Origin of the sequence: Segatella copri, from assembly GCF_026015295.1 — a bacterium.
In the GTDB taxonomy this organism is placed as follows: domain Bacteria; phylum Bacteroidota; class Bacteroidia; order Bacteroidales; family Bacteroidaceae; genus Prevotella; species Prevotella copri_C.
Genome location: NZ_JAPDUW010000001.1, coordinates 3859407 through 3872478, shown reverse-complemented (window position 1 = coordinate 3872478; position 13072 = coordinate 3859407). Strand labels below are relative to the sequence as shown.

Sequence of the window (13072 nt, the reverse complement as noted above, 5' to 3'; positions counted from 1 at the left end):
TGATTACTAATATTATTAATACTTTAATTCACAAATGACGGGACGCACCGAAAGATGCGAAATCACGTGCAAAGTTACAAAAAAAATAGGAGAAATGCAAATCCCCTTATTTAAAACATTTTAATAGATAGTCTTTAATTTACTGAATACCAAACACTTGTCTAAAATACAAATATAGCAGACTGAAATTCAGTGAAACAATAATGTAACGTCCCCGAAACGGCTAACAAACAAACAGTTTGCGAGTCATTTCGGGGCGTGAAACATACCGAATCTTATTTAGACTAAATTTATTTAGCTCGAACTCTTTTTACTTGTCTTTTCTGCCGAAAACAGAGAAATGGACATAGCGTTTCGGATGTGCCTTCAAGTCGATAACCAAGGAGTCGGCATGACTCATGGTTGACGTCAGATTGTCGTACAGCTTGGTATCGTTCATCAGCAATCCGAGGCTTCCCTGGTTGCTGTTCAGCTTCTCAGTAAACTGATGAGCACTCTCCAAAGTCTGGTTCACCTTGTTCAAAGTGCCCTGCACATCAAGACTGGCCAGATTAGCTGTGAGGCGGTTGGTATTATCCAGCACGCCATTTGCCTTTCCAATCATACCCGGAACCTGCTTGTTGAGACCCGCCATCAGGGTATTCAGTTCACGTGTAGAAACGGTGAGGTTGCTTGTAATGGTTTCCACATTATGCAGCGAAGCAGCCAGAGCCGGGTCAGCCAGCAGCGCATTCACGCTGGTAAGGATAGAATCCAGTTTTGGCAACATCTTTTCCACTACCGGAATCAGGTTGGCAGCCTTATCCATCATGCCTCCGTTTACAGCACCCGGAATGATACCACCCGGTTCTACTCTTTCGCGCGGATTGTTTGCCAGAAGCAGATTCACCTGCAGATTACCCATCAGGTCTTTCACTATTTCGGCTTTACTGCCCTGCGGGATTCTCAAATCCTTGTTAATATCCACCTTTACTTTGATAGGACCATTCTCCTTGTAATCATATTCCAAACCATCCACGGTACCTACCTTATAACCATCCGCATAAATAGGCGTAGAGGCACCCAGTCCCTGGATGTCATCAAACGTCATATAGTAGGCGTTGTTGGTAGAGAACAGATTCATGCCTTTCAGAAAATTGATTCCGAAATACATAACCAAAATACCGACAATAGCTACAAGAGCTATCTTGATTTCTTTTGTTAGCTTCATATTTATCTCTTTATATATTCGTGCTTATATCTTATCCTTACTCAGGTCAATCAGCGGTTTCTGTTCTGTTTGAACTCACGTATAGCCTGATTCACATCATATTTCTTTCCATTCTTGAAAGCTATGATGAAAGCTTCCGGGAACTTCTCGGCAAGCGTCTTGCGCAAGCGGAAAATCTCATTATAGTTGGTAGAGGCTCCCATCGTATATTTCACCATATTGCCTTCCTGATAACTGTCATAACCGGTTTCGCCCTTAAAATGGGCATCGCCCTTGCGGAGCGTGCGGTTGCTGACAAATATCTGAAGCTTGAAGACAGGCGCATCGGCTACATTGGCTTTATGCTGTGCCGGCTTATTCTGAGCTACAGTTCTGTTCTGCTGGTTCTGTCTGTTCTGCTGCGTCTGTCTGCTCTGCTGAGCCGGCTTATCCTGCTGGTTCTGTCTTCTGTTCTGCTGAACCGTTTTAGCCTTTGTTGCTCTGGTTTCCACCTGTTTCACCGTTCTTCTCGGCGCAGTATCCGCCTCCTCAGCACGGCGCTCGTCCTTCTCCTGCTTCGTATCAGAAACTATCTTGGCAACCGGCACCGATTCTGTATCCGCAGCTCGATAAGGAACCGAGATGGATTTATCGTATTTATTGCGATATTGCGCAAAACCTTCGTAGATGCCTCGGGCGATATCATCCACCCTGCTGGCATCGTTGAGCAGTCTTTCTTCATCAGCAGTGGTGATGAAACCGAGCTCTATCAGACAGCTGGGCATCGAGGTTTCTCTGAGAACCAGGAATCCTGCCTGATGCACACCCTTATCCGGACGGTTGGCACCGTTGCATACCTTTCGCTGGATATTGCGCGCCAGTTCTACGCTTCTCTCCATATTCTTACCCTGTATGAACTCGAAGATGATGTAGCTTTCAGAAGATCGCGGGTTGAACCCCTGATAGGTCTGCTGATAGCCCTTCTCCATCGAGATAACGGAGTTCTCTCGCATAGCCACATCGAGATTATCCTTGGCACGGTGCATACCGAGCGTATAGGTTTCAAAACCGCGGGCTATCTTACCGGCTGGCAGCGCATTGGTATGTACCGAGATAAACAGGTCGGCATTGGCGCGGTTAGCAATGTTGGCACGCTCTTTCAGAGGAATAAAGACATCCGTCTTGCGGGTATAGATGACTCTCACGTCCGGCATATTGCGCTCAACATATTTGCCAAACTGCAATGCCACAGAGAGATTGATATTCTTTTCTTTGGAAATAGCACCAAGTGCACCCGCATCATGACCGCCATGACCTGGGTCGATAACGAGCGTGAAACGGCGGTTGGCGCCTGTCGCTGTCAGCACCAACATACACAATAGGGTCAATATGAATGTTATTTTCTTCAACATATCTTTCTGATGATTTTGCAAAATTACTACTTTTGTATCAGAAAACCTAAATCTACTATAAAGTTTTATCATTTGTTAATACAACTTCTACCCCTGCGCCGTCACAATCTGCTCCAAAAGGAGGATTAACTTTGGTAATGGCGAATTGTATTTTCTGAATAGTCGGATATTCTGCAAAGAGTCGCTTTCCTATCCTTCCGGCTACATGTTCCAGCAGTTTGCTAGGTATCTCCATCTCCTGTTTCACGAGTTCATAGAGTTCTGCATAGTTGAGGGTTCCAGCCAGTTCATCGGTTTCCATGGCTCTGGAGAAATCATAGCTCACATCCAGATTCACCACATAATCGTTGCCCACCTGGGTTTCCTGTGGCAGAACGCCGTGATATGCATGGAAACGGACATTCTTCAAGTATATCTTACTACGGAAAAGCATGGTTTATATCAGTTTCTATCTTGGAGATTAGGATTCGGAATCGCTATCATCGTAAAGTTTCATCAGGCTACCATCCTTCAGATATCTCTTCAGGGCTGTCACAACACCTTTCTTCCAGGTATTGATGTTATCTGAAGTAAGCTGGAGCTGATAAACGAGTTTGATGACATGTTCGATAGGCATACGGTAGCGCAACACACCGGAAATCAGCTTGGCATAGTTCCAGTATTCAGGATTAAACTTCTCGCTCAATCCCTCAACCGTAATCTTATAGCCTCGCTTGTTCACAAACTGGAAGTCGTATCGCTTCAATCCTCCATCCAGAATGGTCTTCACGATTTTGCCTTTGCTTACAGATTTAGGCAGCATGATACCCTCGTCCTCATCCTGCAAACCCGTGAAGATTTCGTATGGATGACCATCGAGCAGTCCTACCAGAGCCACCCATTTCTCCTTATTATTCTGGAATCGCACCACATCGCATTCCAGTTCTCGAGGTCGCACCTCCATCACTTCAGGAGAGAAAACAGGAAGATGAGTTTCCTCTGAAACAACATTGGCTATCTGATCATAGAGTTTATTCCAATCAGACTGTTCTACATGATAATTCTGATGAAGTGTTGCCAGATTAGCATTCAGTTCATCTATAAGAGCCTTGGAAGCCTCTTCAAAAGTCATATTTTCAGTATATTTCATATCAAACGTTTCATATTTAGGTGCAAAATTAAACTTTTATTTCTAAAATCTGAAACGTTTTGGCATATATTTCACTAAAAAAGCGAAAGAAAGACAACTTTTTGGGAAACTTTCACTAACTTTGCAGCAAAATAGGGTTCTGAAATGGAACAGAACTCCTATATATAATAAGGTATAATGATAAAATAAAAAAGATATGGAATCGATTAAGAACAGAACAAGCATCAGAAAATATGCAGAGAAGGAAGTATCTGAAGAACTCCTGAACCGCCTTTTGGAAGAGGCTGAGCGCACCCCGACAATGGGAAACCTGCAGCTTTACAGCGTTGTGGTAACAAGAAGTGAAGAAGGAAAGAAGGCGCTGGCGCCAGCCCACTTCAACCAGCCAATGGTAACAGAAGCCCCTGTCATCCTCACCATCTGTGCCGATTATCGCCGCACAACCCTCTGGGCAGAGAACCGCAAGGGAACCCCGGGCTATGACAACATTCTCTCTTTTATGAATGCAGCTACCGATGCCCTTCTCTTTACCCAGACCTTCACGAACCTGGCAGAAGAAGCCGGTTTAGGCACCTGTTTCCTGGGAACTACGGTTTATATGCCAAAGATGATCATCGACACCCTGAAGCTCCCTAAGCTTGTAATGCCAGTAGCCACATTGACAATCGGCTGGCCTGCAGAACATCCAGCCCTGAGCGACCGTCTCCCTCTGCGCAGCATCATCCACCACGAGCATTTCGAAGATTACACCCCAGAGAAGATTGATGACTTCTATGCAGAGAAGGAAGCTCTTGAAGAGAACAAGGAGTTCGTTCGCATCAACAACGTAGAGACCCTAGCCCAGGTTTTTACCGACATCCGATACACAAAGAAGGATTGCGAGGCGATGAGCGTTGGGTTTATCGAAGCCCTCAAGCAGCAAGGATTTATTTAAAGGTAAAAGGGTAAAAAGCTCCCTCTCCCTCTTTGCGCCCCCGTTCCCTGCGATTCCATCGCAGGTCCCAATCCTTAATCATAAAGCCCCAAAAGCGCATCAGCAAACAAATGCCGATGCGCTTTTTTGTAAATTTACGTATGTTTTATTCCAAGCAACGTAATGTCAAATATCATTGTACTGTACGCAGGAACAAAAGGACTAACAGAACTTTGATTCTTCAAAGCAAGATTATATGGTACGTATACCATCCAGCGATCACCGATATGCATTTTCTGCAAAGCAGTAGACAAGCCATCAATTTCTTGTTTTTGCAATGTTCCTTTTGCAGAAATGGTTAATCGCAAATCTGAGGAGACATTCCTATCCTTCCCTGAAAACGTAGTATAAAATACAGTTCCCCTTTCTTCCTTATCAGTTGGCATTAACATACCTTGAATATCTACCACAACCGAATCGGTATAAATCGGAACAGAAGTATTTGTACTATTTTCTAGAACATGCACTACGATATTATTTTCTTTCTGTACTCCAAACTGCTCTTGAAGAGACCAATTACGTATAATTTTCCAATTATTACTTCCAGCATTAATTGCTGAATCAGCCTTGAAAAATATACCTTGGAAAAACACATCATTCCTCTCTTTCCAATTAGCATATTCATCTTCTTGTTCAGATGATTCGCTACAAGATGCTATTGTCAAGAGTAGCAATACTCCATAAATCAGTTTCTTATACATTTTCATTCATTCCATTCATTTTTTATCTTTTACCTACTAAAGATATTTTACAAGGAAAAGAATTTTCTTTTTTGAACAAAGGGAAGTTTTCACGAGGAGCGTGTTGTGTAGGATATATAGAACTTCCGGTACTCTGATATATTACATTTCCATTAGCATCTTTCTCAGACATTCTATCTGTCCATACAAAAACTTTACCTGTAACTTCATATTTATTTATCATAACAATAGGATTTTGGGTAACTTCAGCTACATGAAAATTAATTTTTGTATATGAATAGAATTCTTTGGATGTGCCAAAATAATATGTATTCGGACTTAAATTTGAAGAAAGTGCATCCGGATTTAACTTATCTAATCCTTCCATGTTTTCTAATCTAAAAAAGAACTGTCGATTAGCCCTTTTCCATCCATACCACATTTTGTATTGCGCACCAAAATGTATAAACAACTTGAAATCATCAGTAACGTAAACAGAACAAATTGTTTTATGATTACCATCTTTTTCAATAAAACCATTTACTGGCCAAGAATCTTCACTCGTGTAGTCTTTCTCAACACTTCTTGTCGAATTTGGCGAATATTCTGTATAACTTGTTGCAAAGATTTTCTTATCGTCATCATTCATTTCATCAGAAAAAGGGATATCTCGAAGAGCACCATCAACTAGAACTTTATTACATTCACCGACTAAGTACGGAGCAACAGCAGTATCTTTTGAAGCAGGTTTATAAAGAGATAAGTCTGTAGAATCAGCAGCATTAGCTACTAATATACCTGCATACTTTGTCTTATAATCCAAATATTTTGCTCTGAAATCATCCACAGATGAAGCTGTTGCACCTATTTTATCAAGTTCCTTATCTGCTTTATCATTAATCATAGCCAAGCTTTCAAAGCCCAAACTTTTAACCAATTGAGCTCGTTGTTGTGATGTCTTTGTCCTTAGAATACCAACAAAGTGATTAAAGCCTTCCTCATTATCAAAAGCCAAGACTTTCACTTGAGATTTAGTATTCGAGCTACAAGTTACCTTGTCACCACTATTAATTGTAACGACATGTGGCAATTTCACGTTTGAAGTTGTTACATTAGCTCCATCTTCATCAGAACATGATGAAAAGAATGCGCATAGAAGCGCAAATAAAAAAAATACATTTTTCATTTTTAAAACCTTAAAATTAAACTTTTATTTAATAAAACCTATAAATTCACAATCATTAAGAACAATAGTAATTCTAGATACTTTGTTAATTATATCGGGTGCCATTGAAATAACAACACCATTTTCAAGAATACACTGTTTTCTATAAAGAAGGGTTCCGTCACCAGAATAAAAAGACAACACTGAGGGTTGTGGACTATCAGCACCATCAACAACAGAGACCATCAATTCTGTTACTTGCAACAATATTCTATTGTAACGAAGGGGAGCCTTATTAGAATTATGTCTACCACCATTATAGATAGAGCAAAATACATCATACTCCTTTTCGATACTCATATTCTCCTCTGCAGAAACACCTAGAAAAGAAAACACAATAAATATAAAAACTAAAACTTTCATTACTCTAATAATTAAAATTCGGATGCAAAAGTATTGAAAAAATGCATCATTAAACAATATAAACATTGACAACCATTTGACAAATGGGGAAATTAAGGAAAATAAGCATTTATCGCATAGATATTACAAATAAATGTATTAACTTTGCATTATGAAAAAGTTTATTTACATATTTATCGTTATGTGCGTTATGTCCTGCTCTAAAAGAACAGATAATCGCAGTCTTTTTTATGCTATGGCTAAAGATTTATACAAAGACCAAAACATAGCATCAAATTTCCTCGATACCATAAATGTCTCTTCATTCAACAAAGAAGAACAAATGTATGGTGAACTTTTAAAGATTCAAGCAACAGATCTAACAGATCATGACATCAAACCATACGAGAAAAATATCAGCAGAATAATCAATTATATGCAAAACAAAAAGGATTATACTTTTCTAAAATTAGCCTTATACTATGCAGGCAGAATAAAAAGTGAAAAAGACGAAGCAATGAAAGCTGTCAATTTCTACACAAAAGCAGCGAGTATCAAAGACACCATTTTAAACATAAACAACAAATGTTATTCCCAACTTGGAAATATTTACTACGACCAATACTTATACGACTACGCTATCGATATGTACACAAAGGCATATAACGAAGCATTCATCGCAAAAGACGATATTGCTATGGTCAAAATATTGAAAGACAAAGCCCTTGTTCTTTTAGATAAGGGAGAAACTACACTTGCGCTCAAACTTTTAAAAAAAGCTTTGAAAATGGCTGAACACACTAAAGATATCAGGTGTATCAATAGTGTAAAAAGCTATTGTGTTATTGCATATACGGATAAAAGAGATTGGGGAAATGCCCAAAAGTTGCTTCCAGACATACTACACAATATCAATAAAGCAGACTCTAGTGCAGTTTATTTTATTGCAGCTAATCTATATAAGCAAACAGATATATCCAAAGCCAACATGCTATATTCCTTTCTGAAGAATAAAGGAAACATATATGCAAAAGAAGAAGCATATAAGTTTCTTACAAAAGAATCACTAGGAAAAGAGAAGAACTTTGAAAGTATAAAATTTTTCGAACGGTACACACATATTGTAGACAGCATTCGGAGAAATACGAACTCTGAAATGATGGCAAAAATCAAAGGACTGTATGATTATCAAAAGCAGAAAGAAAGAATCACCAGAATATCAAAAGAGAAAAATGAATTCAAACTTTTGTTTGCTTCTACAACTGTTTTTTTACTCTTAGTTACAACTTTTGCCTTTTTATTAATCAGTAGATTGAGACGAAGAGCTCAGGAAGAAAAAAGGCAAGTATTCATGCTGAAGAAATTGCAAGACGAGATGCGCCAAAACAGTCTGGAGAAAATAAAAGAAAACAACAAACGCATAGATGAATTAGAATTACAACTCATAAATGCTACAAATGAAAAAGATGAATTGAAGAAAAGATTAGCTGATGAGAAAGAAAAACTGTTAGCGCAGAATGCCATAAACAAACTGAAGATTGAAGAAGAAAATCGAGCTTTAGGCAGCATCAAGAACACTGATATAGGGATCATGATACAAAAGAAGAAAAGAAGTGAAACCAAAGAGTATCTGACAAAAGAAGAGAGAAAACAAATGGAAGATACCTTTGATCAGTTCATGCCAAGTTTTAAAGAAAAACTTTGGTCGGTTTATGATATCAGCAATCGAGAGTTAAATGTTTGCATGCTCATCAAATTAGGGTGCAAGCCTGCTGATATGGCATGTCTGTTAGGATGCACACCATCAGCCATCTCGAAAATAAGAATCAGATTATACAAAAAGTTCTTTAATAAGCTGGGGAGTGCAGAAGATTGGGACAGGTTTATTCTTTCTCTATAAGTATAAATATGATAAAAGCTCATTTGCCTTGGTGCAAATGAGCTTTTAACTTATATAAAATATGTGATGTTTATTCAACCACGATTGGCTTGTACTTAGGAACCAATGCCTTCATGATGCACCAGCCTACGAGGTAAGCTACACTACAGATGCAGAATACAATCATGTAGGCACCTGGCTTGCCATCGAAGCCCATGAAGCTGAAGGCAGAACCCTGACCCTCGGCATAGGTGAAGAGCATACCGGAACCCTTGTTAATCAGGAAGGAACCGATACCACCTGCCATCGCACCAATACCGGTGATGGTAGCTACAGTTGACTTAGGGAACATATCACCGATGGTAGAATAGAGGTTAGCTGACCATGCCTGATGACCTGCACCGAGCAAACCGATGATGATAGCTGGCCACCATGCACTGTACGCACCCATAGGTTGGGCAATCAGACCGAGCAATGGGAAGCAAGCGAAAATCAACATCGCACGCATTCTACCGATATATGGATTCATACCCTTCTTGTCAACAAAGTAGGTTGGCAAGTAACCACCACCAATACTCAATACGGTTACAATAGCATAGAGAGTGAAGATGAGGGCGATACCCATACCTGAATCAGAAGAATAACCATACTGGTCAGAGAAGTAAGCAGGTGCCCAGAAGAGGAAGAACCACCAAACACCATCAGTCATCAGCTTACCAACGATGAATGACCAGGTCTGACGGTAGCTGAAGCACTTCAGGAAGCCGATTGTTTTCTCCTCAGCGTCAGCAGTCTCTGTCTCTTTCTCAGCCTCAACCTTTTCGAGGTCCTCATCTTGTTCAATATAAGTAAGTTCAGCCTTGTTTACATGCTTGCTCTCAGATGGTTTGTCATAGAGCCATACCCAGAGGCCCATCCATACGTAACCGAGCACACCGATGATAATGAATGCCCACTCCCAGCCCATGCTGCGAGCCAACAATGGAATGGTAGCTGGAGCTGCCAAAGCGCCTACAGAAGCACCACTGTTGAAGATAGCGGTAGAGAAAGCACGGTCTTTCTTAGGGAAATACTCTGCTGTTACCTTGATGGCTGCTGGGAAGTTACCAGCCTCACCCACAGCAAGAATCAAGCGGCAAGAGAGGAACAGCCATACACTGATTGTAGCAATCGCTACAGCTGCATCACTACCTGCCTGTACCATGCGTAGTGCCTCGATAGAATCATAACCTTCCATCTGCATAGCTACCCAACCGCAACCGGCGTGCATCACAGCACCTGTTGACCATACGAAGATGGCAATGAGATAACCTTTCTTGGTGCCCATCCAGTCAACGAACTTACCTGCGAAGAGGTTGGCGATGGCATAGAAGATTGAGAAAAGACCGGTGATGGTACCATAGTGATCATCTGTCCAGTGGAATTCTGGAGCAATGAAGTCTTTCCATGTTAAAGAGAGAACCTGACGGTCCATGTAATTGACTGTGGTTGCGATGAAGAGCAGTGCACAGATTACCCAACGGAAGTTGGACATTTTGCTTGTTGTAATAGGACTCATTTTGCAAAAAGTTTTTAAGCGTTATACTTATTTTTATTTTAGATTACTATTTAGACGGCAAAGCCTGGCTCATATTAATCATAAGCCAGGTTGCCATATCATGTATCTTATTATTCCAATGTAGGAATCTTCACTACCTGCATATCGTTATAGATCAGATTCTCACCTGCCATACCCCAGATAAAGGTATAGTTGCTGGTACCTGCTGCACAGTGGATAGACCACTCTGGAGCTATCACAGCCTGCTCGTTGTTCAACCAGATAGGACGTGTCTCCTGTGGTTCACCCATTACGTGGAGAATCTTCTGACCCTCTGGTACATTATAATAGAGGTAAGTCTCCATACGGCGGAGGTGAGTATGAGCTGGCATGGTGTTCCATACAGAACCCTCCTTCAACTCAGTAACACCCATCTGCAACTGGCAGGTACGAACACCGGCTACACCATTGATAATCAACTGGTGGATTACGCGGTCGTTGCTCTCCTTCAGGCTACCAGCCTTAATGTTGTTGGCATCCTTCAGGGTAACCTTCTTGGTAGGATATGTCTGATGAGCACAAGCGCTGTTCATATAGAACTTAGCTGGCTTAGCTGCATCCTTGCTGCTTACCTCGATGTTCTTGGCACCACGACCTACGTAGAGAGCCTCCTGGAAACCGAGTGTATACTTCTTGCCGTCAACGGTAACAGTACCCTCGCCACCGATGTTGATGATACCCAACTCGCGGTTGTCGAGCAGATTCTTCTGATCGTTTGGCTTGTCTGTATAGAGAGGAGCGATAGAAGTCAGCTTCAGAGGAGCAGTTGTTGGCTCAGCACCACCGATGAGGAAGCGGTCGAACATGGTGTATGTCCAGTTTACCTCGCCTGGAGCAAACACCTTCTCGATAGCGAATTCACCGCGAAGACGGTCTGTTGTATAGTGCTTTGCATCCATCGGATTGCTTGCATAACGAACGTTGTAGTTAGTGTAGGCATTTTCTGCCTTCACTTCATAACCACATTTTCCACACTGGCCAAAAGCCTGACTTGCTGTTAATACCATTGCTGCTAATATTAATGTTAATTTCTTCATAATTATCTTGTTTTATTTTTTACCCTTTTACCTTTCTCTCTTCCTTCACGATGCGCTGACGGTTGATAACCATCATGGCTACTGTGATGACTGCGAGAACACCCATACCTACGTATGAAAGCTTCACACCGCGATAGATAACCCATCCGAAGAGAGAGGATGCGAAATCGAGTGCACCACCTGAGAATCCGTCAGGGATATGAGCGGCATTATCGCCTGTAGCTGCATAAACCTGGTTGGCTGCCAGTGTAAAGTCTGGTGCCATATCGGTAACGAAATAGAGACCGATGACGAGGGTTACCAGGCCGATGATAAGCGTCTTCACCACATTACCTCTTGTAAACGGCAGAATCATTGGGAAGAGGTAGAACATACCTGCCAACGATGCCAAAGGCAAGAACTGGTTGCCTGGCAGGAAGACTGCGATAGCCAGGATAACCGGAATCAGAATCACAGATGCTACCAAGGTAGTAGGATGACCGATAACCAGGGCAGGACTCATACCGATATGAACCTTCTTGCCGTTAAACTTGGTCTTCACCAACTCCTGTGTCTTCTCTGAGATAGGCTTCAAACCGTCGATAAACAGGGCTGTAATACGAGGAATCAGCTCCATCACGGCTCCCATCGTTACACCCAGGAAGAGAATCTTCTTGATATCGAGCTGGGCTGCCCAACCTATCAGGGCACCTACGATAACACCGAGTACCAGTGGCTCGCCGAGCACACCAAACTTCTTCTTCAGTCCCTCTGCATCAATATCGAGCTTAGAGAAGCCCGGAATCATATCGAAGAGTTTATTGAAAACGATTGCGAATGGCATGAAACTCTGGCAGAATGGCTGCGGAATAGAGATACCATCCAAATCGTAATATTTCTGGAATCTGTCGGCTGTCAGGTCTGCACAGACCAGCGTGTTGATGTAGCAGACGATAGCTGCGAAATAGCCCCAAAGCAAACTCTGGCCCATCACGAAGTAAGCCACCGCACCGATAAAGGCGAAGTGCCAGTAGTTCCAGAGGTCGATATTTACGGTACGTGTTGTCTTGGTAATCAACATCAGGAAGTTGACACCCAGACAGATTGGGATAATCAATGCGCCCACTGCTGTATTGTAAGCTACAGCTGCAGCTGCAGGCCATCCCATGTCAAAAACGTTTAACTGTAGGTGGTAGATGTCAGAAATAGCCTTCAATGGGTCGTTGAAGTTGGTAGTCAGCAATGCTGTTACCACGCCCAAGCCTACGAAACCCACGCCTACGAAGAGTCCCGACTTCAAAGCCTTTCCGAATTTCATGCCAATACACAGACCGATAACCGTGAAGATGATAGGCATCATCACGCTCGCACCGAGACTGATAATATAGCTAAATACTTGTTCCATTTTAATTTGTAGTATTGTTTAATTGTTAGAAAATACACGACAAAGAGCACCCTCTTTTGTCTTTTAATGATTTGTTGTGTGCAAAGATACACTTTTTTCTTCAATTACAATACGTTTTGATGGAAAAATTTACGCAAAAAAAAATCCTATCAGAACATTTCTGATAGGATTTCTCTATTTTTATACGTTTTTTAAATGATTTTTTACCGAATCGGTCTTCATTCT

The 13072-nt window shown here is 41.5% G+C and carries 11 protein-coding genes and 1 pseudogene; 2 read left to right on the top strand and 10 right to left on the bottom strand.

Going from position 1 to position 13072, the window contains the following annotated elements; genetic code table 11:
- Positions 1–310: 310 nt before the first annotated feature.
- The 4 genes and pseudogenes from ONT18_RS16060 to ONT18_RS16045 all read right to left on the bottom strand — a co-directional run.
- On the bottom strand, positions 311–1210 hold the full coding sequence (locus tag ONT18_RS16060) for an MlaD family protein (protein ID WP_118063678.1): 900 nt from the start codon (positions 1208–1210) through the stop codon (positions 311–313).
- A gap of 50 nt (positions 1211–1260) precedes the next feature.
- Positions 1261–2601 carry an N-acetylmuramoyl-L-alanine amidase family protein gene (locus tag ONT18_RS16055; protein ID WP_264906747.1) on the bottom strand — a complete coding sequence of 447 codons (1341 nt, stop codon included), beginning with the start codon at positions 2599–2601 and terminating at the stop codon, positions 1261–1263.
- Between the two features lie 55 nt (positions 2602–2656).
- The gene (gene folB / locus ONT18_RS16050; RefSeq protein ID WP_264906745.1) at positions 2657–3034 is read right to left on the bottom strand and encodes a dihydroneopterin aldolase; all 378 of its coding nucleotides are present in this window, start codon (positions 3032–3034) and stop codon (positions 2657–2659) included.
- 66 nt (positions 3035–3100) lie between these two features.
- Positions 3101–3559: pseudogene (locus tag ONT18_RS16045) on the bottom strand (adenosylcobalamin-dependent ribonucleoside-diphosphate reductase); the annotation flags it as partial.
- 367 nt (positions 3560–3926) lie between these two features.
- On the opposite strand from ONT18_RS16045, the gene ONT18_RS16040 reads away from it, so the two are divergent.
- Complete coding sequence (locus ONT18_RS16040; RefSeq protein ID WP_264906744.1) at positions 3927–4664, top strand: nitroreductase family protein; 738 nt, start codon at positions 3927–3929, stop codon at positions 4662–4664.
- A 134-nt stretch (positions 4665–4798) separates the two neighbouring features.
- Here the strand turns inward: ONT18_RS16040 and ONT18_RS16035 are convergent, their stop codons facing one another.
- The 3 genes from ONT18_RS16035 to ONT18_RS16025 are packed head-to-tail and all read right to left on the bottom strand — an operon-like array spanning position 4799 to position 6971.
- On the bottom strand, positions 4799–5404 hold the full coding sequence (locus tag ONT18_RS16035) for an FKBP-type peptidyl-prolyl cis-trans isomerase (protein WP_264906742.1): 606 nt from the start codon (positions 5402–5404) through the stop codon (positions 4799–4801).
- Positions 5405–5426: 22 nt separating this feature from the next.
- Positions 5427–6569: a DUF4848 domain-containing protein gene (locus tag ONT18_RS16030; protein ID WP_264906740.1), complete on the bottom strand. Its 1143-nt coding sequence runs from the start codon at positions 6567–6569 to the stop codon at positions 5427–5429.
- Between the two features lie 24 nt (positions 6570–6593).
- Complete coding sequence (locus ONT18_RS16025) at positions 6594–6971, bottom strand: hypothetical protein (RefSeq protein ID WP_264906738.1); 378 nt, start codon at positions 6969–6971, stop codon at positions 6594–6596.
- Positions 6972–7206: 235 nt separating this feature from the next.
- Between ONT18_RS16025 and ONT18_RS16020 the strand changes: the two genes are divergently transcribed.
- A complete protein-coding gene (locus ONT18_RS16020; RefSeq protein ID WP_264906736.1) occupies positions 7207–8850 on the top strand; it encodes a helix-turn-helix transcriptional regulator in 1644 nt (547 codons plus the stop codon).
- A gap of 70 nt (positions 8851–8920) precedes the next feature.
- Here ONT18_RS16020 and ONT18_RS16015 read toward each other — a convergent pair whose 3' ends face one another.
- The 3 genes from ONT18_RS16015 to ONT18_RS16005 all read right to left on the bottom strand — a co-directional run bounded on the left by ONT18_RS16015 (position 8921) and on the right by ONT18_RS16005 (position 12847).
- Positions 8921–10387 carry an MFS transporter gene (locus ONT18_RS16015; protein ID WP_264906734.1) on the bottom strand — a complete coding sequence of 489 codons (1467 nt, stop codon included), beginning with the start codon at positions 10385–10387 and terminating at the stop codon, positions 8921–8923.
- Positions 10388–10497: 110 nt separating this feature from the next.
- Positions 10498–11463 carry a 5-dehydro-4-deoxy-D-glucuronate isomerase gene (gene kduI / locus ONT18_RS16010; protein WP_264906732.1) on the bottom strand — a complete coding sequence of 322 codons (966 nt, stop codon included), beginning with the start codon at positions 11461–11463 and terminating at the stop codon, positions 10498–10500.
- A 19-nt stretch (positions 11464–11482) separates the two neighbouring features.
- Complete coding sequence (locus ONT18_RS16005) at positions 11483–12847, bottom strand: PTS galactitol transporter subunit IIC (protein WP_234563940.1); 1365 nt, start codon at positions 12845–12847, stop codon at positions 11483–11485.
- Positions 12848–13072 lie beyond the last annotated feature (225 nt).

Coding starts and splice junctions, on each gene's coding strand:
- ONT18_RS16060 (WP_118063678.1), bottom strand. CDS start 1,210: ATGAAGCTAACAAAAGAAATCAAGATAGCTCTTGTAGCTATTGTCGGT.
- ONT18_RS16055 (WP_264906747.1), bottom strand. CDS start 2,601: ATGTTGAAGAAAATAACATTCATATTGACCCTATTGTGTATGTTGGTG.
- folB (WP_264906745.1), bottom strand. CDS start 3,034: ATGCTTTTCCGTAGTAAGATATACTTGAAGAATGTCCGTTTCCATGCA.
- ONT18_RS16040 (WP_264906744.1), top strand. CDS start 3,927: ATGGAATCGATTAAGAACAGAACAAGCATCAGAAAATATGCAGAGAAG.
- ONT18_RS16035 (WP_264906742.1), bottom strand. CDS start 5,404: ATGTATAAGAAACTGATTTATGGAGTATTGCTACTCTTGACAATAGCA.
- ONT18_RS16030 (WP_264906740.1), bottom strand. CDS start 6,569: ATGAAAAATGTATTTTTTTTATTTGCGCTTCTATGCGCATTCTTTTCA.
- ONT18_RS16025 (WP_264906738.1), bottom strand. CDS start 6,971: ATGAAAGTTTTAGTTTTTATATTTATTGTGTTTTCTTTTCTAGGTGTT.
- ONT18_RS16020 (WP_264906736.1), top strand. CDS start 7,207: ATGGCTAAAGATTTATACAAAGACCAAAACATAGCATCAAATTTCCTC.
- ONT18_RS16015 (WP_264906734.1), bottom strand. CDS start 10,387: ATGAGTCCTATTACAACAAGCAAAATGTCCAACTTCCGTTGGGTAATC.
- kduI (WP_264906732.1), bottom strand. CDS start 11,463: ATGAAGAAATTAACATTAATATTAGCAGCAATGGTATTAACAGCAAGT.
- ONT18_RS16005 (WP_234563940.1), bottom strand. CDS start 12,847: ATGGAACAAGTATTTAGCTATATTATCAGTCTCGGTGCGAGCGTGATG.